At 62.5% G+C, this 24,712-nt stretch carries 14 protein-coding genes; 3 read left to right on the plus strand and 11 right to left on the minus strand.

Translation table 11 applies throughout. The features are described from left to right. Positions 1-70: 70 nt before the first annotated feature. The 10 genes from AERO9A_RS01640 to AERO9A_RS01685 all read right to left on the minus strand — a co-directional run bounded on the left by AERO9A_RS01640 (position 71) and on the right by AERO9A_RS01685 (position 17,049). Positions 71-1,555, minus strand: a complete 1,485-nt coding sequence (locus AERO9A_RS01640) for a TolC family protein (RefSeq protein WP_159970176.1) — start codon at positions 1,553-1,555, stop codon at positions 71-73. Positions 1,556-1,606: 51 nt separating this feature from the next. Then, positions 1,607-9,283 carry an Ig-like domain-containing protein gene (locus tag AERO9A_RS01645; protein WP_159970177.1) on the minus strand — a complete coding sequence of 2,559 codons (7,677 nt, stop codon included), beginning with the start codon at positions 9,281-9,283 and terminating at the stop codon, positions 1,607-1,609. 226 nt (positions 9,284-9,509) lie between these two features. Then, complete coding sequence (locus tag AERO9A_RS01650) at positions 9,510-10,088, minus strand: phage tail protein (RefSeq protein ID WP_159970178.1); 579 nt, start codon at positions 10,086-10,088, stop codon at positions 9,510-9,512. Positions 10,089-10,136: 48 nt separating this feature from the next. Then, entirely contained in the window at positions 10,137-10,433 is a 297-nt protein-coding gene (locus AERO9A_RS01655) for a hypothetical protein (protein WP_159970179.1), read from the minus strand. A 26-nt stretch (positions 10,434-10,459) separates the two neighbouring features. Next, positions 10,460-10,903, minus strand: a complete 444-nt coding sequence (locus AERO9A_RS01660) for a GNAT family N-acetyltransferase (protein WP_256665820.1) — start codon at positions 10,901-10,903, stop codon at positions 10,460-10,462. A 201-nt stretch (positions 10,904-11,104) separates the two neighbouring features. Continuing rightward, positions 11,105-12,097 (minus strand): sulfotransferase, encoded by a 993-nt coding sequence (locus tag AERO9A_RS01665; RefSeq protein WP_159970181.1) that lies wholly within the window; start codon positions 12,095-12,097, stop codon positions 11,105-11,107. Continuing rightward, entirely contained in the window at positions 12,085-12,885 is an 801-nt protein-coding gene (locus AERO9A_RS01670; RefSeq protein ID WP_159970182.1) for an aspartyl/asparaginyl beta-hydroxylase domain-containing protein, read from the minus strand. The genes AERO9A_RS01665 and AERO9A_RS01670 overlap by 13 nt, the downstream gene beginning before the upstream one ends. Before the next feature lie 14 nt (positions 12,886-12,899). Beyond that, positions 12,900-14,996, minus strand: coding sequence for an efflux RND transporter periplasmic adaptor subunit (locus AERO9A_RS01675; protein WP_178111080.1), 2,097 nt, complete (start codon positions 14,994-14,996; stop codon positions 12,900-12,902). Further along, entirely contained in the window at positions 14,993-16,312 is a 1,320-nt protein-coding gene (locus AERO9A_RS01680) for an efflux RND transporter periplasmic adaptor subunit (protein WP_159970183.1), read from the minus strand. Before AERO9A_RS01680 ends, AERO9A_RS01675 begins: the two co-directional genes overlap by 4 nt. Beyond that, positions 16,309-17,049, minus strand: coding sequence for an efflux RND transporter periplasmic adaptor subunit (locus AERO9A_RS01685; protein WP_178111095.1), 741 nt, complete (start codon positions 17,047-17,049; stop codon positions 16,309-16,311). Before AERO9A_RS01685 ends, AERO9A_RS01680 begins: the two co-directional genes overlap by 4 nt. A 263-nt stretch (positions 17,050-17,312) precedes the next feature. Between AERO9A_RS01685 and AERO9A_RS01690 the strand changes: the two genes are divergently transcribed. The 3 genes from AERO9A_RS01690 (at position 17,313) to AERO9A_RS01700 (ending at position 24,100) form a co-directional block, all read left to right on the plus strand. Further along, complete coding sequence (locus AERO9A_RS01690) at positions 17,313-20,609, plus strand: DUF2126 domain-containing protein (protein WP_159970185.1); 3,297 nt, start codon at positions 17,313-17,315, stop codon at positions 20,607-20,609. A 114-nt stretch (positions 20,610-20,723) separates the two neighbouring features. Next, complete coding sequence (locus AERO9A_RS01695) at positions 20,724-23,210, plus strand: circularly permuted type 2 ATP-grasp protein (RefSeq protein WP_159970186.1); 2,487 nt, start codon at positions 20,724-20,726, stop codon at positions 23,208-23,210. Continuing rightward, positions 23,207-24,100: a transglutaminase family protein gene (locus AERO9A_RS01700; RefSeq protein WP_159970187.1), complete on the plus strand. Its 894-nt coding sequence runs from the start codon at positions 23,207-23,209 to the stop codon at positions 24,098-24,100. The genes AERO9A_RS01695 and AERO9A_RS01700 overlap by 4 nt, the downstream gene beginning before the upstream one ends. Before the next feature lie 39 nt (positions 24,101-24,139). On the opposite strand, the gene azu is transcribed toward AERO9A_RS01700, so the two are convergent. Then, positions 24,140-24,589 (minus strand): azurin, encoded by a 450-nt coding sequence (gene azu, locus AERO9A_RS01705; RefSeq protein WP_159970188.1) that lies wholly within the window; start codon positions 24,587-24,589, stop codon positions 24,140-24,142. Between the last annotated feature and the right edge of the window lie 123 nt (positions 24,590-24,712).

Here is a 24,712-nt window from a genome sequence, read left to right on the forward strand (position 1 = left end):
AGCGAGCACCATATCGGGGATATGCTGCGTGCATCGCGCCGTGATTGGTCGCAATGCACGCCTGCTCAGATTACATCTGGCCTGACTGCCATTGTGCTTCGCGACTGGCGAGTGCGGCCGCGATATCCTCGACGCTGTCGGAGGCGATGCTCTCCGGTAGCGGATCGAAGCCCACGCTGGCGAACAACTGACCATAGCTGTTGCGCAACTCGGCGTAGGCCAAGTCGCGGCGCAGGTCTGCTTGCAGCGTGTTGAGCTCACCCTGGATCAATTCCAGCTCGCCGATTCCTTGCGCCTCATAACGGTTACGCAACTGTTCGACGATTTGGCTATCCAGGCCAGCCAATTGCTGGCTGGTCTGGAACTGGCGCTCGGCTTCATGGAAGTTGGCGTTGGCCACGTGCAGTTGGGCCAGAATTGCCATCGACATGGCCTGACGGCGCGCGTCGGCAACGTCCTGGCCAGCCTTGGCGGCATCGATGGCCGCTGGTGCGGAAAGCACGTTGAACAGATTCCAGGTGACCTTCACGCCGTAATCGGCCCAGCTTTGATTGACCAGGAAGGCGTTGCTGTCGTAATGGCCGCCGGCCGAGAACTCCAGGCCTGGCAGTAGGCGCAACATGGCTTTACGGGTTTCCGCCGCGCTGATGCGTGCCTGGTAGTCCTGCTCGCGTAGCTCTGGACGGCTGGCCAGGGCTTCTTGTTCGAGTTGACCCATTCCTATCTTGAGCTCTGGTACTTGATAGCCGACGTCTGGCGCCAGCTTGACGTCAGTGCCCAGTGGCAGATTGATCAGGGTTGCCAGCTCGGTCTTGGCCAGCGACAGCGCGCGGCGCTGTTCTTCCAGTTGGCGAGTGGCTTCGATCAACGCGCGCTGATAGCTCAGCGCCTGGATAGGGTCGCCAATACGCTGTTCACTGAGGCGCTGGCTGTTATCACGGGCCTGCGCCACGCGCGTCATCAGGCTATCTATCTGTGTCAGCAGGCGGTCGGCGGCGACGGCGCGCCAGTAGGCGGAGCGCACGTCCTGAATGATGGTATGCACCACTTTACGCCGCCGCTCCTGCACGATCAGGCGCTGGTCGCCCTGCTGTTTGGCGCTGACGTAACTGACACCGAAATCCAGCACGTTCCACACCATGGTCAGGTCGGCGACATTGCGGTTGCGTTCCTGCGAGGTGGACGGTTCCAGCGACTGGGTGCCGGTGCGGATGCTCTCGCTACTGGAGGCACTGATGTTGTCTCGCCCGGCGTAGCCAGCGGACAGTGCCATGCGTGGCAGCATGTCGAAGGTGGCCAGGTCGACTTGGCGCTGTGCCATGGCTTCTTCCATGACTTTCAGGCGGGCTTCAAGGTTGTACTTCACTGCACGCGCCATGGCCTCATGCAAGGTCAGGGGGCCGCTGAGCGGCTCCTGATCCTTGAACATTGTGACCAGATCCTGTTGTGCCCTTTGCTCACTGGCGCTGCGGTCAATGGGCTTGCTGGTAACGGCGCAGCCACTGATGGCCAGAGCCAACAAGCTGATCGCAAATAGCTTCTTCTTATTACTCATCCGTGAACTGCCCCCTAGTACGGTATATGTCATTTATCGTTGTGCTATCGATTAGGCCTGCGGTGTCGATGCGGCCATTTGCTCAAGAGCCGATGCCAAATTCCTGATCTGGCGTCGCTCGTCGTTGTGTATGTCTTGCAGTTGCTGAGTGAAGGTCGGTGCGCCCTGCAACGTGTTCTGGCTCAGGTCGGTGCCGCCTGCTGAGCTCTGGCGTAGCTGGATACTGGGTTGTGGCACGTTCTTGTTGAACAGCCCTGAGAAGCTGCTACTGCCGAAAGTGTTGTCCGCGTTGCCAGTAGGGGAGGTGTCATTGCTCACGCCATTGCCCAGGTTGACGGCGCTGCTACCGAAAACCTGAGCGATATAGCTGGGTGCTAGAGCGCCGTTGCGGATGAAAATATTGCCCACCGGAGGTACGCCGCTGCCCAGGTTGGGTGCCTCGAATAAAGAGGGCGGCATCAGCGGTGAGTTTGTGGGTGAGGATTGAGGCTGCGGCTGAGTAGGCTCAAATACCGTGCTGGTGCTTGGCAGTGCCACCACGGGCGTGTTGCTACGGAACTCTGGGTCACCATCGTTAGAGCCACCGACAGCAAAGCCTGACGTCTGGAAGTTTCCTGCCAACGGATTGCCGATGGTATCGGTGATCAAACTGCCGCTGGCCGAAATGGAAAGCCCCAAGCTACCTTGGCCCGTTACGTCGCTTACCGTGACCCGATACGTGCGGGCATCCACCTGTTGCAACGACTGCAATACACCGTTTGCACTGCCGCTGCGGACCAGCGCGAAGTCGTCAAGGCTGACGCCATTGACGTTCTCTGTGAAGGTGACGGTAAAGCTCAAGCTGCTGCTTGTTGTAGGTGAGGTACCGTCGAGGACGACTGAGGCGACCTGTGGCGGTGCCGTATCCACCAGAATACCGTCGGAGGCCGCGATGTTGCTCAGGGTTGTTTGTGCATTGTTGCCAGCGGCATCACGCAGGGTGCCACTGTTGCTTTGCAGTGCGGTGCTGACGTTGATGCCATTGCTGTCTTGCTGGCCGTTGCTGATTGTCAGGCGGAACACCAGAGCTGTGCTGCCGGAACCGCTGAAATAGTTGGCGTAGGCGGTGCCGCCAGTATCCAGCGTTATTTCCAGGCGCGGCGTACCTCCGCTGGTGTCGACCGTGACCGCTTCATCGAAGTGCACCGTGAAGTCAAGGGTGTCGCCTGCCGTGTAAGTGCCATCGGCAGGAACATCCACGGAGGTGATAGTTGGCGCCTGGGTGTCGATGGCGTAGTTGTTGGAGTCGGTAGTGCCGTTGCCGGTATTGCCAGCGGCATCGGTATAACCGGTGTTGTCCAGGGTGATCAGGTTGGTGGTGTCGGTGACATTGGCGGTGGGCGTCAGGGTGGCGGTCCAGGTGATGCCGCCGTCATTCGAGCTGAGAGTGCTCAGTGTGCCGTTGTTGACCGTAAAGTTGCCAGTCGTCAGCCCGATTACTGCCTCGTTGAAGGTGATGGTGACGGTGGTGGTCTGCCCTGCGCTGAGTGAGCTGTCCGATATGGCTATGGTGGCGGTCGGGCGCTGGGTATCGACGATGTAGTTGCTGGAGTCGGTGGTGCCGGCACCAGCATTACCTGCCTGATCCAGCACCCCGGTGTTGTCCAGGGTGATCAAGTTGGTGGCGTCGGTGATATTGGCGCTGGGTGTGAGGGTCGCCGTGTAGGTGATGTTGTCCGAGGTGTTCAGGTCGCTTAGTACACCATTGGCTGCAGTGAGGTCGCCCAGAGTCAGCCCGTTCACCGCCTCGTTAAAGGTGATGGTGACGGTGGTGGTCTGCCCTGCGCTGAGTGTGCTGTCGGCGACGCTGATGGTGGCTGTTGGGCGCTGGGTGTCGATGGCGTAGTTGTTGGAGTCGGTAGTGCCTGCGCCAGCATTGCCTGCCAGGTCTTGCACCCCGGTGTTATCAAGGGTGATCAGGTTTGTGGCGTCGCTGATGTTGCTGCTCGGTGTGAAGGTCGCCGTCCACGTGATGTTATCCGAAGTGCTCAGGTTACTTAGCACACCATTGGCTGCCGTGAAGTCACCCAGGGTCAGCCCGTTCACCGACTCATTGAAGGTGATGGTGACGGTGGTAGTTTCACCAATGGCCAGCGTGCTGTCGGCGACGTTGATTGTGGCGGTCGGGCGTTGGGTGTCGATGGCGTAGTTGTTGGAGTCGGTAGTGCCGTTGCCGGTATTGCCAGCGGCATCGGTATAACCGGTGTTGTTCAGGGTGATCAGGTTAGTGGTGTCGCTGACATTGGCGTTTGGTGTCAGGGTTGCCGTCCAGGTGATGTTGTCCGAAGTGTTCAGGTTGCTCAGTACACCATTGGCCGCCGTGAAATCATCTAGCGTCAGCCCTGCCACCGCCTCGTTGAAAGTGATGGTGACGGTGGTGGTCTGCCCTGCGCTGAGTGTGTTGTCGGTTACGGTGATGGTGGCGGTCGGGCGCTGGGTATCGACGATGTAGTTGCTGGAGTCGGTGGTGCCGACACCAGCATTGCCTGCCTGATCCTGCACCCCGGTGTTGTCCAGGGTGATCAGGTTGGTGGCGTCGGTGACATTGGCGCTGGGTGTGAAAGTCGCCGTGTAGGTGATGTTGTCCGAGGTGTTCAGGTTGCTCAGTACACCATTGGCTGCAGTGAGGTCGCCCAGGGTCAGCCCGCTCACCGCCTCGTTGAAGGTGATGGTGACGGTGGTGGTCTGCCCTGCGCTGAGCGTGCTGTTGGCGACGCTAATGGTGGCTGTTGGGCGTTGGGTGTCGATGGCGTAGTTGGCCGAGTCCGTAGTGCCGCTGCCGATGTTGCCTGCCGTATCCATCACACCTGTGTTGTTGAGGGTGATGATGTTGCTGGTATCGGTGATATTGGCGCTCGGGGTGAAGGTGGCCGTCCAGGTCTGACCACCGTCGCTGCTGATGGGGCTGGAGAGTGTGCCGTTGGCTACGTTGAAGTCGCCGGTGTCCAGGCCGAGCACCGCCTCGTTGAAGGTGATGGTGACGGTGGCGGTTTCGCCGATGCCCAGGGTGCTGTCACTCAGGCTGATGCTGGTGGCAGCAGGGCGCACACCGTCTATCACCAGTGCCTTGTTGGCGCCCAGGGAACCGGCTGCGCCTGGAGTGGGCAGCGTGAGGAGCGCGGACTGATTGTTGACATCCTCGATGGTGCCACCATTGAGGCTCAGGGCGGAGCTGGAGAGGTAGTCGAGATCGGCGGAGCTGTCGCCGGCCTGGACGGTATAGCTGAAGCTCAGGGTATTGCTGCCGGTGCCGGAAAGGTAGTTGAGTACGCGGTCTGTGCTGCCGGTTTCCAGGGTCAGGGTCGGGGTGCCAGTGACATCGACCACGCTGTCGAACTGCACGTTGATGGTGATGGTGTCGCCGATCTTGTAGGTACCGTTGGCCGTGCTGGAGGAGACGCTGGTGACCATCGGGGCGGTGGGGGCGGTCAGAGTCAGGTCATTGCCAGTGCCGCCGACATAGCTGGTGGTCAACTGGGTGCCATTGCCCGCCGCGTTGAACGTACTGCCCTCGTTGAGGCCACTGAAGGTGCCGGTGATCGCATCGGTGGCAGCATTGAGGATAACCTGATAGACCTCGCCATTACCGGCTGCATAACCGTGGTTGACCGTCAGGGTCGCGCCGGAAACGCCGACGTTGCCATTGACCACGATCTGATCGTAGCCGGTGCCAGCATTGGTGCCATTGACATCCAGTGCCAGAGTGCTGCCAGCATCCAGGGTCAGGTTGCCATTCACGGTCAGGGTGTCGGCGCCGCCGTTGCCTGGGGAGAGGGTGCCGCCGTTCTGCACGAAAACGTCGCCACCCAGGATGCCGCCACCGGCCAGGGTGGCGCCATTGGCCACCGAGGTGGCGCTATTGGTGCTGCCATCCACGACCAAGGTGCCGACAGATACGCTGGTCGTACCTGTGTTGGTGTTGCTGCCCGACAAGGTCAGGTTGCTGGCGCCCGTCTTGGTCAGGCTGCCCGTGCCACTGATGGTGCCAGACAGGGTAGAGGCCGCGCCGGCATTGATGGTGGCCACGCCGGTCAAGGCCAGGGCATTGTCGATGGTGGTGTTGCCGGTGATCTGCAGGGTGGTGCCGTTGGCCAGGTTGAGGCTGCCGGCGCCGAGGTTGCCGTCACCGGCGACGCTCAGGGTGCCGGCGCTGACGCTGGTGCTGCCGCTATAGGTATTGCTGCCGCTCAGCGTCAGGGTTGCAGCACCTGTCTTGGTCAGGTCGTTGCTGCCGCTGATCACGCCGGACAGGGTGGTAGCGGCGCCAGCGTTCACTGTGGCGTTACCGCTCAGGGCGATGGCGTTGTTGATGGTGGTGGCGTTGGTCACGGTCAGGGTCGTACCGGCGCCCAGGGTCAGGGTACCGCTGCCGAGGTTGGCGTCGCTGGACACGCTCAGGGTGCCGGCGCTGACGGTGGTGGCGCTGTAGGTGTTGCTGCCATCCAGGGTCAGGGTTGCGGCGCCTGCCTTGGTCAGGGTATAGGCACCGCTGACCACGCCGGACAGGGTGGCATTGGCCGCGGCAGTGACCGTGGCGTTGCCGCCGAGGATGATGGCGTTGTCGATGTTGGTCGTGCCGGTGAGCGCCAACGTGGTGCCGGCGGCCAGATTGACCGTTCCAGAGCCCAGGTTGGCGTCGCTGTCCACGCTCAGGGCGCCGGCATTGACGAAAGTGGCGCCATAGCTGTTGCTGGCGGACAGGGTCAGGGTGCCTGCGCCGGTTTTCGTCAGGTCATAGGCGCCGCTGATGGCACCACTGAGGGTGGCGGCGTCGCTGTTGTCGATGGTGCTGTTGCCGGTGAGGGCGATGGCATTGTCGATGGTGGTAGCGCCGGTGATTGCGAGCGTGCTGCCAGCCAGGGTCAGGTCGCCCGTGCCGAGGTTGGCATCACCTCCGATCGACAGGGTGCCAGCGGACACCGTGGTGGTGCCGGAATAGCTGTTGTTGCCGGCCAGGGTGAGAACGCCATTGCCCTGCTTGATCAGCGCGCCGCTGCCGGAAATGATCCCGGAGACGCTGGTTGAAGCATTGTCGCCTCCACTGGTGAGGGTGTAGCTGCCCAGTTGGATGCTGGCGTTGGCATCGTTGCTCGCCAGGCTGCCGATGGTCTGATCCGAGAGCAGAGTCAGCACGCTGTTGCCGTTGACCCGTACCGCACTGCTGCTGGACATCGAGGCGTCGCCATCGAGTTTCAGCCAACCGTAATTGAGCAGTGTGGTGCTGCCGGTGTAGCTGTTGCTGCCGGAGAGGGTCAGCGCATGGCTGGCCGAGCCTGTCTGGTTGATAGACAGGCCACCGCTGCCACTGATATTGCCAGAGAAGGAGGTGTCCGCAGTCTGGGTCGTCGTCAGGGTGCTGCTGCCCAGGTTGATCGCCCCCGCCCCGGAGAGATTGCCGATGGTTTCGCTACTGTTCAGCGCCAGGGTGGCGCCTGCGGCGATCGATACGCTGCTGTTGTTGGCAATGGCATCGCCATTGGCGACGGTCAGGATGCCGCCAGCGATGCTGGTGGCGCCGGAGAAGCTGTTGGCACTGCCGGCCAGGATCAGGTTGCCGGTCCCCGCCTTGGTCAGGGCGCCGCTGCCGGCGAGCACGCTGACGATGGAAGCAGTGTCTCCCGAATCGTTGCTGAAGGTCTGGGTAGTGCCGCCGGCCAGGGTGATGGTGCCGCCCGTTAGAGTCAGGCCATTTACCGCGCCCAGTTCGAAGGTCAGGCTCTCGTTGATCGACACGACATTGAGGTTGAGCGTCTGGCCTGCCAGGGAGCTATCGAAGACGATGGTCTGACTGCCGGTATTGTCGGCGGCGGCAATGGCCACGGCTTCGCTGAAGCTCACGCCATTGCTGGCATCGATGGTGGCCGTGTCGGTGTCGTTGGTGACGTAGATGGTATCGCTGGTGACCGTGGTGGTAGCGTTGGCGCTGCCACCGGCTCCGTCATTGAGGGTGAAACGGATGTTGGCATCACCGGCAGGGGTGTCGTTGCGGTAGGTGATGCGCTGCGCCAGATCGTTGACCAACGCCGTGGTGGCGGTGGTGTCGCTGCTGGTGAAGGTGATGGTCAGCACACCGCCGGTATTGGTGAAGGTGGCGAAGGTCTGGCCCCCCGACTGCAGATTGCTGCCGCTGACGGTGAATTGGGCGCCGACGGTGTTGAAACCCAGCACATCGCTGCTTACCGCTGTGCCGTTGCGCTGGACGGCCAGGCTGGCCCCGGCCCAATTGCCATTGCCACCGTTCAGTGCAGCTAGCTCGGCATCCGCCAGGCTGGCGTTGCTGCCCAGGTCGAGAGTTACGGTGTTACCGACACCTGGCCAGGCGACACTGTCGCCGTTGAGGTTGCCAATGGTCGGTGCACTGTTGGAGGTAATGTTGATTACGCTGCCAGGGCTGACACCGACGCTGGTGGAGTCGCCGCTATTGGCGCTACCACTCCAGTTGGACAGGTTGGTGATCCGTGCCAGCCAGGTCGCACGGTCGGCGGCAGAGGTGGGGCCGGTATATTGCACGTTGTCCTGCTGGCTGGCGCCGCCAGGCAGGCCTATGGCGTTGGTGCCGTTGGTCAGCGCGTTCTGGCTGCCGCCGCCGCCGGGGAGTGTAGAGTCTCTGAGCGTTGAAAAGCCCGAGGCGGTATTCCAGTTATTGGCATCAATGTTCGTGCCTGCGCTGTTATTCATGCCAAGAATGAAATAGGGGTTGGCGTCCGAATCCTGATAGATGAAGACACTGTCGCCAGCGGTGTTCATCGGATCGGAGGCCGAATAGCCGGTTATTACTATGTCGGTAGTGAGGTCGGTATTCGTCGTTACGTTGGTTAGCGTCGTGAGATCATCCGAGCCACCTAGGTACAGGTTGAGCACTGTGCCCGCGCTAATGGTGCTGCTCGTTGTCCAGGTGATCAGCCCGTCGCCGGTCGTCGTGCCTGTAAATGCGGTGCCCGCCGCATCCCAGCCCCAGTCGGTAATTTTAAGGACGGTGCCGGCAGGTATATCGACCAGCGTGGCGAAGGTGATCGTATCGTTCAGTGCGTTCCAGCCCAAGACGACCATATCACCGGCGTTCAGGGTGTTGAGCACATGGCTGTAACCCGCATCGGCAAACAGGCTGGCGGTTTCGATGGTGCCGGTACTGGTTTCTAGCACCCAGTCGCCGCCTTTGCTGGTGTCGCCGGTCCAGTCATTCGATGCCGCGATGTCGGCGCTGGTGAAGTCGGCAAGTTTTTCGACAAAGGCCGCGCCTTGTTCGCCCTTGCTGGTGTCGCAGCCGTAAATCAGGAAATCGCCATTTTCCGCCAGGCTACTGCCGATGGCAGAAAGCTGGCTCTGGGCGTTGGCCACATTGTCCAGGCTCAGGCGCGTTGAGCCGATCTGCAGACTGGCCTCACCACCATGAGAAATGAAGTGGATGGCATCAATGCCTGAGCGACCATCGAGGTAGTCGGCCATCTGCTGCAGGCCATCACTGTCTGCGTCCAGCACGACGACTTCCGTGCCCGCTACCAGGCTATCGAGCAATTGCTGCTTGTCTTTGACGCTGGCGTCGATGAAGACAACTTCATGACGCTCCCCAGATGTGGTCGAGGAGGGCGTGGCCGCCAGGTGCTCGGCTGACGTATCGGTCGATGACTCGGTGCTTGCAGTAACGGTCGCTTCGGCTGCTGTAGCCGCCACAGCACCATCGAACATCATGCGCGGCTCGAGAGAAATGGCCAGGGGGGCCTTGGCCACGGCTGCAGGGGAGCTCGGTTGTGATTTTTTGGTTGTATGCCAGTACATGGTTTGGCTCCCTTCGGATTGCAGCGTGACGCTAGATAGATGGATGGCTAAGGCATTGGGTGAAACGTACTGCACACAACCCGATCTGAGGTTGGGGCGGCAGCGCCGTCATGGCGCTGCGCTTGCTCGATGAAACGCGTCAGTTACGGCTAGGATATTCTCCCATCAGGGCGATGATGAAGTTGGTGCCCAGGTACGGGGTACGGATATCCACGGGGACGCCGCCGGTGGTATGTATGACAGTGCCGCTCAAGGTGGCATTGAAGGGAGCCAGCGTCGTGTCGGCTCCGTTAGCGTATAGGCTGACTTCTGCGCCTATCGCTGAATCTACAGGTTTCGCCAGAACGGACGTGGGGCCCGGCGTTTGACTGGTGCCATCAGCAGTGGAGGCTGGAATGGACACGGACATCGAACCAGTGACGGGTAATGAAAATGGTGGGAGATTTTGGCTCCGCAGGGTGACAGTTTCCGTCCCCTCGTTTTCACCTTGAATGATTGTGGTTAGGCCTGATCCCGTTCCCATACCTACGGGAGAACGACCCTGAAAGTCAGGGAGGCCGAAATTAGTTGTGCCGTTACCGCCGTACAGGGTGCCAAGTAGGGTGTACAGCGCAGTATTCTGCGCGATGCCCATGAGCTGCCCCTGGCACATGGCATAGCCGCGGGGGGCGAATTTGCCGCCGAACATCTTGATTTCACCCAAAAATGGATCACTCATTTGCAGCTCCTTTTGCTTTGGTGTTGCGGGCGTAAGCTCGCCTGGGGTTCACAGCTTGTCGGTGTGCAGCGATGTATGGAGTACCTTGCGTCCATCACGGCAGGGCAGTCCGGGGGTCATGAGCAATAGCCAGCCTTCTTCGTCTTGGCGCGACACGCGAAATACGGCTTGTGGCAAGTCATACCCGCTTGGCAGGGCGAAAACGGCGGAGAAACATTGGAATTGCGGGGTCATCGGAACACCCGCAACGACATCGATAAGCTCGATGTCCAGAGCCTGCTCGGGGGTGATCCAGAGTTGAAAGGTCTGCCCTGCGTGTTGCGTGAGCATTTCTTGAGTCGGCATGGGATACACAGTGCTCTCCTTGGCAGTCAGTCATTGGCTTGATTGGCGGGGCGCAGCATCTTGAGGTAGACGCCATCTTCCCCCGTCACCTCGAAACCATTACGGCGATAGAGCGTTTGCGCTCGGTTGTAGCTTTCCACATACAAACCAGTGCTTAGCCCTTGAGCGTCAGCGCGGTCGAGCCATTGCTCCAACAGTTGGCTGCCGATGCCTTGACCGCGCCAGGTGGGGGAGAGGGCTATATCGATGATCTGCAGATGTGAGTCATCCCAGAGCAGGTAGGCGCGCCCGATGGGGGCGCCAGTCAGCTCGATGAGCTGGAACTCGGCATGAGGAAAGTGGGCTTGGTAGTAGCTGTGTTGGGCTGTGAACTGTTGCTTCAGGAAGGCGTCCTTGGCGCTTTGATCCCATGCAAGCTTGGCAAGCTCTTCTGTGCGGGTGCTGGCATAGAGGGCTTGGAGGAAAGGCATGTCTGCGTCCCTTGCTGGGCGAAGACTGATCTCAAATCTACTCAACGTGCAATGCGTCCTTTCAGCTTTACTGCCTCTCCGGTCGGGCCATTTCAGGTGTGGGCCGACAAACAGTTGGAACTATAGTTCACGGATGGCGAGATGCCAGTGAATTTTCCGCAATTGTTTGAAATGTTTTCAAACACCTGAGTGGGATCAGTTTCATTCCGTTTGCAGGCCCGCAAGGCGCAGTGCTTCAAGTCGTCTATAAGGCTTCTGGGCCCATTCAGTGATACTTGCACGGAGTTCGTCTGTGGCTGCCAGTCGCTTTTTCGCGCTGTCCGCCTTGAAGGTCATGGCGGGCTGTTTGGCGTCTCGGTGGGCGGTATCGCGTAGCGGCAGGGTGTTTGTGTCGCTGATGTCGAATATCGCTGCCAGGCGTCCCCATAGTGCGTCAGGCAGCTCGCTGTAGTTGACGGGGATGCCGCCATGGTGCTGGCAAAAGCTCAGGCCTGCTTCGAGCGTTCGAGCGATAACGCGGCTGATGAATGTCGCTTGGCTGAGATAGGTCTGGTTGTCGCTGCTGGCTTCCAGGCCACTGGCGCCAAGCAGCCCTGGCACGCATTGCATGCCCGCTTGGTGCATATGGGAAACCGCTATTTCCAGCGGATCGCGGTAAAGGAAGATACGCGGTATGTCAGGGTAGAGCTCTGCCAGTAGTGGGGCCTCGAAGATATTCCAGGTATCGAGCTTGACGAATAACCTCTGCTCATCGCCCTGTCTGCTCTGGCCGTAGGCTGACAGAAGGGCTGCAACATCGCGTGCTTGGTGGGTGACCATGCTGGGATCGTGGCGATGAGCGCGTAGCAGACTGTCCAGTGGCGGCGGTTCGGAGAGCACGATGTTGCTGGGTAGCGCGGCGAGCATCTGCGCCATCAGTGTCGAGCCGCAGCGTGAGGCATGGAAAATCAGTGCCGCTGGCGGCAGTCCGGGGCTGGTTGTGTGCCACTGTCGCAAGGCGTCCAGGTCGGTTTCCCGGCGCAAAGCCTGGTTGAAGGGCAGTCGCAGGGCTTGGTTCACGTCATCGCGGAAAAAGGGCAGGGTCAGCCGTTGCTGGCCGAACCAGCACCAGTCCACTCGCCAGCCGTCGCGTGTTGGGTTGATCCGAATGGGTAGCCAGCCCGTGAAGTCATGCTCGGGCGTTATGTGCGCCATTGTTCGCTCCAGGCTCGTTTACCTCTGCGCATGGCGCTGAGTACATCCGCCTGGCCAAGGTACAGGCCTCTGTCGAAAGCCAGGCGCACCACTTCGTTGCAAAAGTGCTGTGGGTCGTTGATCGAGCGTAGATGCTCGGCCAGGCGCGCATCACGCCCTACTTCTGCGGCGAAGGCTGCGAATGCGTGTTTGGCATTGCCCGGCAGTAGCTCAGGTGTTTGTTCTAGCCCCAGTCGGACAAGCTCCAGCAGCCAGGCGTTGGGCTGGCAATCGAGCACCAGATGCACGCGCCCCCCTGGCCCTGGATTGTGCACTTGGTGCGGACGAGAGAGGTCGATGAACCAGCACTCGCCCGGTTGCATGGGCACCTGCAGGTCATCGACGAGAAACTCCACGCCTGCTGGGCTGAGAAGTGGCACATGCAGGCGCAGATCACCGCCGGGCTGGCCGAGGTCAGGGTCGCGGTGTTCGTGAATGCGAGCGCCAGCGCCCAGACGCAGAAGCCGGGCACTGCGAATGGTGGTCTGGAACAGTGCGAGCACAGCATGCCAGGCCGCTTCGCCTTGCCACCAACTACTTGCCACGGGCACACCGCCCCCTGGCGCCAGGGGCATAGGGGCGTCCTCGGGGGTGATCAGTGCGATACCGCTCCACTCACCTTCGTAGTAGCCCGTATTGAAGTGATGCTGCCAGGCACTCTCGGGAATTTGCCCCAGCGCGTCGAGCAAGGCAGGCAAGTTCGGGGCCAGCGACAGACGTGAACATCTGGGTAATGCATCCTGATTCATCGGGCATCCTTGTTTTAGAAACCGCTTTCCCGCACACCGAGTGCTGCGATTCGTCGCCAGGCTGCGCCTAGCAGCGATTCTCTTGCGCCATCGAGCACCACCACGCCGCGTAGCGGATGATCGGGGTGGATATCGTCATCAAGCAGCGTCAGGCGTACCCCGTATTGCGCCTGCACGGGTTCGGCGCGCTGCTGTGCGTCGCGGCGCACGGCGATGGGGCCGCCATGATCGGAGCTGAGCGCTTCCAGTTCCAGATAGGCGATGCCGGTAGCGTCTACTTCGTCCAGGTGCACGGACACCGCCGGGCGAGCGGGATCATCGGGGATAAAGCGACCATCGCTGGCGTTGGTCACTCGCCAGAGTTCTTCTTCAGCCAGATAACCGCGCAGGCGCAGCCCAGGTTCAATGATGCGCGCCAGAGGCTCGCTCGGGTGTAGCCAGCGATCCACGCTCAGATCACGTTGGAGGTCACGCACAACACCCGCTTGTGGGGCGCGTAGCTGCAGGCGTTCACGTTGGGCCGCCAGGCCGCGATATTCGGCCACGGCTTCGGCCAGGCGCTGTTCGAGGATGCCCGCATCGGCGGCGGTTTCGCTGCGCGCCGAGAGGCGGCGCAGTTGCAGTTGCAGAATCTCGATTTCGCGGCGAACGATGGTTTGTCGCGAATCCAGGTCGGGGGAGTCCAGCTCCATTAGCAACTCGTCCGCTGCCACCTGTTGCCCGTCCTGCACGTGCACGGCTTTCAGGCGGGCGGCTACGGGCGCGTGCAAGGTGTGGCTGCGTGAGGCTTCGAGCATGGCGGGTATTTCCACCGAGCTGCGCCAGGGCACCACTAGCACCAGCAGTACGGCGCTCAGGCCCAGACCTGTGAGCAATGTCCTGCGTGGCTCGGCCTGGTCGCGGCGCTTGTACCACTCGCCTAACTCCTTCCAGATCGGCAGGCCGATGAACCACAGCAGTTCCACCAGCATGAGGAAGATGCCCAGCACCTTGAAGAACAGGTGGTAGACCGCCAAGGCGATACCGAAGAACAGCACGGCGCGCCAGATCCAAGAGCCGTAGCCCCAGATCAGCAGGCGCTTGCGCATGGCTGGCGACCAGGGTTCGGGGGGCGCTTCGCCATAGCCGAACAGTGCTTCGCGCAGGCGCCAGCGGCATAGGGCGAAGGCGCGCTGCTGCAGGTTGTCCACGCCCCACAGGTCGCTGATCAGAAAGTAGCCATCGAAGCGCATGAAGGGGTTGAGGTTGATTACCAGAGTGGTGATCCAGGTGGCGCTGGCCAGCATGAAGGCAGCGCTGCGTGCCGGGCCGTCGGGCAGCAGCGACCAGGCCAGTAACGCCAGCACGGCTAACAACAGTTCGGCGAGTACGCCGCCTGCGCCGATCAGCAGTCGCGAGCGGCGCTCACGCACGCGCCAGGCGTCGCTGACATCGGTGTAGAACATCGGTAGCAGCACCATGAAGGCCAGGCCCATGCTCTGCACGCGGCAGCCAGCGCGTTTGGCCATGAAGGCATGGCCGAATTCATGGCAGAGCTTGGCGAAGGTCAGCGCCACGCCAAAGGCCAGGGCGCCGCCCAGGCTAAACAGATGGGGAAAGGTGGTGAGAAAACGCTGCCAATCGCGTATCACCAGAAACAGACCGAGGGCGAAAACCAGTGGCAGGCCCCAGCGCAGCAACCAGGGGCCGTGGCGTTCCAGCACTGGCCAGGCGCGGTTGAGAAAGGGATCCGGGCGCCACAGCGGGATGCGGAAGAACAGGTACTGATGCAGCGCTCGCTTCCACGGGCTTTGGCGCTGCGCGGCGGCCTTCATAGCGTAGCTGGCGCGCTGCTTGTCATGTAGGGCTGCGATCAGGTCGTGGTGGCTGAGAAAACTCAGCATCTCTGTCAGCTCATCTGCGCCAAGGGGTTGGCCGGGCTCGCTGTTGGCGGCTGCCAGCACGCGCTCGGGCTCGCCCAGTGGCCAGTGGCGCAGCAGGCGTACGGCGGCTGCGCCAAGCTTGAAGTAGCGGCCACGCAGCGGGTCGGCCAGCGTCCATTGCGGCGCACCGTCGAGGCCGGGTGCTGCTGGTGAGAGCTGTAGGTCGGCGCGTAATGCGGGCAGCATCATAGGCCCAGCCCCTGGCGCGCGGCCGCTAGCGGGCGGCGCAGCAGGTAGTACGCCAGCGGCGCGCGATCACCGAATAATTTGGCGGTGCCGCGCAGGCCGATGCGCGGAGGGGTGGCGGCGAATGCGGCGTCGAGACGATAGGCGAGTTGCCCGGCGGCAGTGCCTTGCGCCTCATAGGCGGCGCGCTCCAGCTTGGCCTCGTGACGGTGCAGCGGATCGCTGTCGAGAAAGAGCGCTACATCGGCGCCAGGTTCCAGGGCGATGGCGTCACTGACGGGCAGTTCGATGCGCAGTTCGGCCTGGCTTGGGTCGGCAATCTGCATCAGTCGTTCACCGGTCTGTACGGGTTTCCCGGTCAGCCGCTCGGCATCGGCAAATACCGCAATCCCGGCGCGCTCGGCGCGGACTTCGCTGCGTGCCAGCAGTTGCTGGGCGTAGTCGCGTTCGGCGCGTTTCTGCTCGACGCGCGCGGCCAGCAGATCCAGGCGGGCGCTGGATTCGGCGTCGGCGAAGGCTCTCTGGCTGTTGGCTTTGAGTTCGGCTTCGGCCACACCCAGCGCACGCTCGGCAACGTCGGCCTGAGCCTTGAGGCTGGTGGCATCGAAACGCACCAATATGTCCCCAGCGGCCACGCTCTGGTTGGGTTTGACTAGAAATTCGGCGATCACGCCGTCGAGCGGCGCCGCCACCACACGGCCGCCCAGTGGCACCACCTCGGCAGGGGCCAGCACGGACTGACGTACCGGCACCAACAGCACTAGCGAGAGCAGTGCGGCCATGGCCAGCAGTTTTTTCCGTGGCCAGCGCATGCGCCACGGCTTGCGAGGCTGCAGGGCCAGCCAGGCATGAGCGTAGGTGTCGGCCAACTGCTGCAGTAGCGATTGTTCGGCGTCGTTGAAAGGTTGCTCGCGTGCCAGCCACAGGCCGCCGAAGGTTTCACCGCTGCGGTTCTTCAACGGTAGCCAGTAGGCGTACGGCGCGGACAGGCTGTTCATATCCAGACGTGTTTGTTCGTCCAGATGGGCTGAGTCGACGTTGTGCCCTTCATCCAGACGGCCCTGGCCGAGCAAGGCAGAGGCGGCGCGTTCGACGAAGGCGACGAAGGGCGCATTCGCCTCTACCACGCTGATTCCGGTCAGTGCCTGCGCCTTGCCTGCGATCAACAGGGCGGCATGGCGAAAGCCGAACATTGCCTGCCCGTCGTTGACCATGGCGAAGGCCAACTGCTCGATGTTGCTGGCGTTGCGGGCTTGCTGTTGCAGTCCAAGAAACAGGGCGAAAATGCGCTCAGCGCTGGTGGGGAGCGCTGCGTTCATGGCGCTACCTTGAGTTGCGCCGTGCCACTCATGCCGGCGAGCAGTCCCTCGCCGTTCTCGGGCAGGCTGCCAATGAGCAGCAGGGTCTGACTGCCTTCATCGATGCGGGCGCCTAGGCGTTTAATCTTCGCGGTGAGTGGTTTGCCGGTTTCGTCGGGGGTGAACTCGAATGTTTGCCCGAGCTGTAAGCGATTGAGCCAGCTAGAGGGCAGCAGCAAGTAGATTTCCAGCGTGCTGTTATCCACCACTTCCAGCAGTGGCGAGCCGCTGGTGACGCTCTCGTGGGGTTGCGCGCGGCGCTGTACCACGTTGCCGCTGAATGGCGCGGTGATGCTGCAGCGCTTGACCTGCACCTGATAGACCTGGGTTTCGGCTTGCGCCTGCGCCAGATGGGCTTCGGCCAGCGCCACTTCGAAGCGTCCTACCGAGTTGAGCGCGGCCAGTTGCTTCTTGTGTTTCAACTCTTCCTGGGTCGCGCGGGCGGCTGCTTGCGCCGCGTTGAGTTGAGCCTGATAGGCGCTGCAGTCGAAGCGTGCCAACAGATCGCCCTTGGCGAAGCTTTGCCCGTCGCTGTAAGGCATTTCGACGATCCGGCCTGACAACTCACTGCTGATCACGGCTTGGTTGCGGGCTCGCAGCACCCCGCGTATCTGACGTTCGCCACTCGCAGTTGCAGCCTGATCCAGGGGGGCGAGCAGTGTGTCCTCTGCCCAGATTGTGCCGCTCAGAGAAAGCATCAGAAAACTGAGGGTCAGGCGGCGTGCGAAGCGGAGGGGCATAGTGCATATCCTTGCGTGTGATGCGTGCAGTCTATGGCAGGCAGCGGTTATGGCAAGCCAGCTTGTTGTGTTCCGTATTGGTGCGCCGTTGCCGCCGTGGTGCGCTCCTGGCTTCTTGCTGGTGCGCTGAGGTTATGATGGGGCCTGATAGGCCTGTGCTGCGCGCTCTGGCATAAGTCTTGCGCGGCACAGTTCATCGTCCAGGCTAGCAGGAGGCCGCCGTGTCGATTCATGTCGCGCTGCATCATGTCACTCACTACCGTTATGACCGCGCGGTCAATCTTGGGCCGCAGGTCGTACGTTTGCGACCGGCGCCGCACAGCCGCACGCGCATCCTCTCTTACGCGCTGAAGGTCGAGCCGGGCGAACACTTCGTCAATTGGCAGCAGGACCCGCAGGGCAACTACCTGGCGCGCCTGGTGTTCCCGGAGAAGACCCGCGAGTTCAAGGTCGAGGTGGATCTGGTCGCCGAGATGGCGGTGTTCAACCCCTTCGACTTCTTCCTCGAACCCTACGCCGAGCGTATTCCCTTCGCTTATACCGAGGGTGAGCAGCGCGAGCTGGCGCCTTATCTGGTCAAGCTGGAGGCTACGCCGCTGTTTGCCGAGTACCTGGCGAGCATCTCCCGCGAACCGGTGCCGAGCATCGATTTCCTGGTGGCGCTGAATCAGCGTCTGTCGACCGATATTCAGTACCTGATTCGCATGGAACCCGGTGTACAGACGCCCGAGCAAAGCCTGGAGAACGCCTCCGGCTCCTGTCGCGATTCGGCCTGGTTGCTGGTGCAGTTGCTGCGCCACATGGGGTTGGCGGCGCGCTTCGTTTCCGGCTACCTGATCCAGCTTACCGCCGACGTCAAATCCCTCGACGGCCCCAGCGGTACCGACAAGGACTTCACCGATCTGCACGCCTGGTGCGAGGTGTATCTGCCCGGTGCGGGCTGGATTGGCCTCGACCCCACCAGCGGCTTGTTCGCTGGTGAGGGCCATATCCCGCTGGCGTGCAGCCCAGAGCCTTCTTCGGCGGCGCCGATTACCGGCGGACTGGACGAGTGCGAGGTGGAGTTCGAGCACCTGATGAGCGTCGAGCGTGTGTGGGAGGCGCCGCGCGTCACCAAGCCCTATAGTGAGGCGCAGTGGCAGGCGATCCAGGCGCTGGGGCAGCAGATCGACGAAGATCTGCACAAGCATGACGTGCGCCTGACCATGGGCGGTGAGCCGACGTTCGTTGCCCTCGACTATCCCGATGATGATGAATGGAATACCGCTGCGTTGGGGCCGAACAAGCGCCGTCTGGCTGCCGACCTGTTCTATCGCTTGCGTGAGCATTACGCGCCCAAGGCGCTGGTGCACTTTGGCCAGGGCAAGTGGTATCCGGGTGAGCAACTGCCGCGCTGGTCGTTGAACTGTTTCTGGCGCCGTGATGGCGAGCCGCTGTGGCACGAGCCCAAGTTACTGGCTGACGAGAAACGCGGCTACGGTGCTACCGCCGAGACCGCCAAGCGCTTCCTGGCCACTCTGGCTGTGCACTTGGGGGTCGATGGCGGCAATGTATTCCCGGCCTATGAGGATTGGTTTTACTACCTGTGGCGCGAGCGCAAGCTGCCGGACAACGTCACCCCGGACGACCCGCGCCTGAGCGACCCACTGGAGCGCGAGCGCCTGCGCAAGGTGTTCGATCAGGGCCTGGATAACATCGTCGGCCATGTCCTGCCGCTGGCGCGCCAGGTCGTCGGCGAGGGCTGGCAGAGTGGGCGCTGGTTCCTGCGCGATGAACATTGCCGTCTGTTACCGGGTGATTCGGCGCTGGGCTACCGCCTGCCGCTGGATTCGCTGCCTTGGGTCAGTCAGGCCGATTACCCCTATATCAACCCGGTCGACCCCAGCCAAACACTGCCGCCGCTACCCAGCCCGGCGCAGGTTCAGCGTCAGTTGCGTGGTGTCTGGCGTGGCGCCAGTGCCGGTGTGCAGAGTGTTGTGCGCCCGGCCACTGGGCAGTCGGCTGCCGGTATCGTGCGAACCGCTTTGTGCGCCGAGCCGCGCGAGGGCCGTTTGTACCTGTTCATGCCGCCGCTGGCGCATCTGGAGGACTATCTGGAACTGGTCGCCGCCATCGAGGCAGTGGCGGCCGAGTTGAACTGCCCGGTGCTGATGGAAGGCTACGAGCCGCCGCTCGATCCACGCCTGCAATACTTCCGCGTCACCCCTGATCCGGGCGTGATTGAGGTGAACATTCATCCGGCGGCGAGCTGGGATGAGCTGGTTGAGCGTTGTGAGTTTCTTTACGAGGCGGCGCGCCAGTCGCGGCTTTCCAGTGAGAAATTCATGATCGACGGGCGCCACACCGGCACTGGCGGGGGCAACCATTTCGTCCTCGGCGGTGCGACCCCGAGCGATTCGCCCTTCCTGCGCCGCCCCGATCTGCTACGCAGCCTGATCAGCTACTGGCACAACCACCCGTCGCTGTCCTACCTGTTCAGTGGGTTGTTTATCGGCCCGACGTCTCAAGCTCCGAGGGTGGACGAGGCGCGCAACGACGCCCTGTACGAGTTGGAGATCGCTTTCGCACAGATGCCCGAACCAGGCCGCGATTGCCCGCCGTGGCTGGTCGATCGTCTGCTGCGCAACCTGCTGGTGGATGTCACCGGCAATACCCACCGCGCCGAGTTCTGCATCGACAAACTGTACTCGCCGGATTCGGCCAGTGGCCGTCTCGGCCTGCTGGAACTGCGTGCCTTCGAGATGCCGCCACACGCGCAGATGAGCCTGGCCCAGCAACTGCTGCTGCGCGCGCTGATCGCACGCTTCTGGCAGGAGCCTTATCGCCCGGCCAAGCTGGTGCGCTGGGGCACCGAGCTGCATGACCGCTATCTGCTGCCGCACTTCGTCGAACAGGATTTCGCCGATGTGCTGCAGGAACTGAGCAGTTTCGGCTACCGCCTGCGCAGTGAATGGTTCGCCCCGCACTTCGAGTTCCGCTTCCCCAAGGCCGGCGACTTTGTGGTCAAGGGCATCGATCTGGAACTGCGCCAGGCCTTGGAGCCCTGGCATGTGTTGGGTGAGGAGGGCGCCGTTGGCGGCACCGTGCGCTATGTCGATTCGTCGCTGGAGCGCATGCAGGTGAAGGTGGTCGGCATGGCGCCGGATCGCTACGTGCTGACCTGCAACGGCGTGCCGGTGCCGCTGCGGCCCACCGGCAAGGTCGGTGAGTTCGTCGGCGGCGTGCGCTTCCGTGCCTGGCAGCCGGCCAGTTGCCTGCAGCCGACCATCGGTGTGCACGCGCCGCTGGTGTTCGACCTCATCGACACCTGGATGCAGCGCTCGTTGGGCGGTTGCCAGTACCATGTCGCCCATCCCGGCGGGCGCAACTACGACAGCCTGCCGGTCAACGCCTACGAGGCCGAGAGTCGGCGCCTGGCGCGCTTCTTCCGCCTGGGGCACACTCCAGGCAAGCGCCCGGCCATGGATCCGATAGACAATAATGAACTGCCGATGACCCTGGATCTGCGTCGCGTCTGACGTCGATTCCATCTGTGGGAGGGGCTTTAGCCGCGAACCGTCGCCGCTGAAGCGCCTCCCACGGATGTGGCTCATCAATCTGCGTCACGCTGCCTTGCCACTGCCGAGCCTGCCATGCACGACCTGTTAGCCGATTATCCGCCCCCTGCCGGGGCCTACCACGAGCTGCTCGATGCCAAGGGCAACGTGCGCCCGCACTGGCGCCGCCTTTACGAGCAACTGGCGCGCAGCCGCCCGGAGCACCTGGCGCAGCGCGAGGCCATGCTGGCCCGGCAGATCCAGGAGAACGGCGTCACCTACAACGTCTATGCCGATCCCGAAGGGTCAGACCGCCCGTGGGAACTCGATCTGCTACCCAACCTGATTCCAGCGGACGAGTGGCAGCAGATCGCCGCTGGCGTGGCGCAGCGCGCTACCTTGCTCAACCGCGTGCTGGGCGACCTGTACGGCCCGCAGAAACTGATTGCCGAAGGCCTGTTGCCGAGCGAGCTGGTGTTCGGTCATAACAACTTCCTCTGGCCCTGTCAGGGCGTACAGGCACCGGGCGGTACCTGGCTGCACCTGTATGCCGTGGATCTGGCGCGTGCCCCGGATGGCCGCTGGTGGGTCACCGCTGATCGTACCCAGGCACCGTCCGGCGCCGGTTATGCACTGGAGAACCGGCAGATAGTCTCGCGCGCCTTTCCCGAGTTGTACCGCGATTTGCGCGTGCAGTACCTGGCCGGTTTCTTCCGCACCTTGCAGGACACCCTGGCGCGCCAAGCGCCCAGTGGTGGCGAGACGCCGCTGGTGGTGCTGCTGACGCCGGGGCGCTTCAACGAAAGCTACTTCGAGCACCTTTATCTGGCGCGCCAGCTCGGTTATCCACTGGTCGAAGGCAGCGACCTGACCGTGCGCGACGCCACGCTCTATCTGAAAACGCTCGCAGGTTTGCGCCGCGTGCATGCGGTGTTGCGGCGTCTCGACGATGACTACTGCGACCCGCTGGAGCTGCGCACCGATTCTGCTCTTGGCGTGCCGGGCCTGTTGGAAGCGGTGCGCCGTGGTCGCGTGCTGGTGGCCAATGCCCTTGGCAGCGGCGTGCTGGAATCACCCGGCTTGCCCGGCTTTCTGCCAGCGATCAGCGAGCATCTGCTGGGCGAAGAACTGCTGTTGCCCTCGATTGCCAGTTGGTGGTGCGGTGAGCCGCCCGTGCTGGAAGAGGCAGTGGAGATGCTCGATCAGGTGCTGGTGCGCCCGGCGTTTCCTTCGCAGAGCTTCACCCCGGTGTTTGGTCGCGACCTCGACGAGGCGCAGCGCGCCAAGCTGGCCGCACGCCTTAAATTGCGCCCCTACGCCTACGTGGCGCAGGCGCGCGCCAAGCTGTCGCAGGCCCCTGTGTGGGACGGCAGCGGTTTGCAACCGCGCGCCATTGGCATGCGCGTATTCGCTGTGGCCAGCGCCGATGGCTACCGGGTGATGCCCGGCGGCTTGACCCGTGTGGCCGGTGAGGCCGATGCTGAGGTGGTATCCATGCAGCGCGGCGGCGCGAGTAAGGACACCTGGGTGCTGGGTAACCGGCAGAGTGGCGGCGAGCCCTGGCAGACGCAACGCACCCTGGGCACCGCTGATCTGGTGCGCAGCGACCCTTTCCTGCCTTCGCGGGTGGTGGAGAATCTGTTCTGGTTTGGCCGCTATGCCGAGCGTTGCGAGGGCAGCGCGCGGCTGCTGCGCATCATGCTGGCGCGCTACGTCGATGATGACGACGACCCGCAGGCGCTGCAGAGCGCCCTGGCGTTGGCGCAGAGCCTGGGGCTGTTGGCTGAGCCCGATGAAGGCGAGCTTGAGGAGCGCCTGCTGCAGGCGCTGCTCGGCAGTGACTGGCCCGCCAGCTTGCGCGCCAACCTGCAGCGCCTGCAATGGGCGGCTGGCAGCGTGCGTGGCAAGTTGTCCCAGGCCAACTGGCAGGCGCTGGTCGAGCTGCAGCGCGAAGCGCAATTGCTTGAAGGGCAGCCGGCCGACTTCGGCGAGTTGCTGGATTTTCTCAACCGCCTGCTGATGTCGCTGGCGGCGCTGTCCGGCTTCGCCCTCGATGACATGACGCGTGACGACGGCTGGCGTTTTCTCATGCTGGGCCGCTATATCGAGCGCCTGCAATTTCTCTGCGACAGCTTCGCCAACTTCCTGCGCAGCGGCGCCGCCACTGATCAGTCCGCGTTGGAGTGGCTGCTGGAACTGGGCAATAGCAGCATCACTTACCGCACCCGCTACCTGGCTTCGGCACAACTGATTCCGGTACTTGACCTGCTCTTGCTGGACGATCAGAACCCGCACGCGGTGATCTTCCAGCTCAGTACCTTGTTGCGCTCACTGCAAGGGCTCAACGAGCGCTTCCAGCTACCGGCTGAGCGCTACCTGGTCTATCTGGAGCAGCAGCTCGCCGCGTTCAGCCTGGCCAGTCTGGAAAACCCGCTGTTCGGCCCAGGCAGCACCCGTGCGGTGCTCGAAGGTCTGGCCGACCTGCTGACCGCCATCAGCGAGGCCTCTGGTGCGGTTTCCGACCACCTTGGGCTGCGCTTCTTCGTCCATGTCGACGTTAGCCAGCGGACGCAATCCTCATGAGCAGTGCGCTGTATCAGATCTTTCACGATACCCATTACCGTTACTCGGCACCGGTTTCCCTGGCGCAGCAACTGGCGCATCTGTGGCCGCGCGAATGCGCTTGGCAGCGTTGCCATGAGCAGACGTTGCGCATCGACCCGCAGCCCTGCCAGCGCCGCGATGGCCTGGATGTGTTCGGTAATCCGCTGACGCGATTGGTGTTCGAGCGCCCGCATGAGGTGCTCAGCGTCAGTGCCCGGTTACGCGTCGAGGTGCTGGCCCGCGCGCCTCTGGATCTGGCCGATTCGCCAAGCTGGGAGGCTGCGTGTGCAGCGCTCAGTTACAGCGGCCAGCGCATGGAGCCAGCGTTGCTGGAGGCCGCACGCTACCGCTTCGAGTCGCCCTACGTGCGCCTCAAGCAGGTTTTCGCCGACTACGCCGATGACTGTTTCACACCTGGCAGGCCGCTGCTGCAGGCCGGACAGGCACTGATGCAGAAGATCTTCGATGAATTTAGCTTCGATGCCGAGGCGACCCAGGTGGCGACGCCCTTGTTGCAAGTGCTGGAAGAGAAGCGCGGGGTCTGCCAGGACTTTGCCCACCTGATGCTGGCTTGCCTGCGTTCGCGCGGTTTGGCGGCGCGTTACGTCAGCGGCTATCTGTTGACTCAGCCACCGCCCGGCCAACCACGGTTGATCGGCGCCGATGCTTCGCACGCCTGGATCTCGTTGTATTGCCCGCGCCAGGGCTGGGTGGATTTCGACCCCACCAATAACATCCGTCCGGCACTGGAGCACATCACCCTGGCCTGGGGCCGGGATTTCTCCGATGTGTCGCCGCTGCGTGGGGTGATTCTGGGGGGCGGCAGCCATGACCCGGAAGTAGAGGTCACGGTCTTGCCGCTCGGATAGGCGCGATCAAGGGCCTCGGCCGAGGCCCTTGCGGATGACTCAGTCGACCAGTTTCACGCTGCCTTTCATCATTGCGTAGTGGCCGGGGAAGGAGCAGAAGAAGCTGTAATCCTCACCGGCTGCCAGCTTGCTCACATCGAATGTCACCGAGGTGCTCTCGCCGCCGCCGATCAGGCTGGTGTGGGCGAGCACGCGGCTGTCGTCTGCTTTGAGGTAGCTGGCATCAGGGCCGGCGCCGATGCCATCGGTGGCGACGGCCTGCATGTCGGCGGTCTTGCTCAGTACCCAGTTATGACCCATGGCCGTCTTGGGCAGGGCGCCGGTGTGCTTGAGGTTGACGGTGAAGGTCTTGCAGCTCTTGCTGACGTTGATGGCCTGGGTGTTGAAGGTCATCTGGTCGGTGGCTTCGACATCCACCGAGCAGTCGGCGGCGAAGAGTGGGGTGCTGGCCAGGCCAAGCAGTGTCATCAGAGCAATGTTGCGTAACATCGTGAAGCCTCCAGGTTCTGATAGTCCATTCAGGTCTGGACAGATTCGCACAGCTCTGGCCGCTTGCAAGTGCGACCGAACGCCACGCCCGGTTATCCCGATAATCTGTGGATAAGTGTGTGA

The sequence above is a fragment of the Pseudomonas sp. 8Z genome (genome assembly GCF_902506535.1).
Taxonomy (GTDB): domain Bacteria; phylum Pseudomonadota; class Gammaproteobacteria; order Pseudomonadales; family Pseudomonadaceae; genus Aquipseudomonas.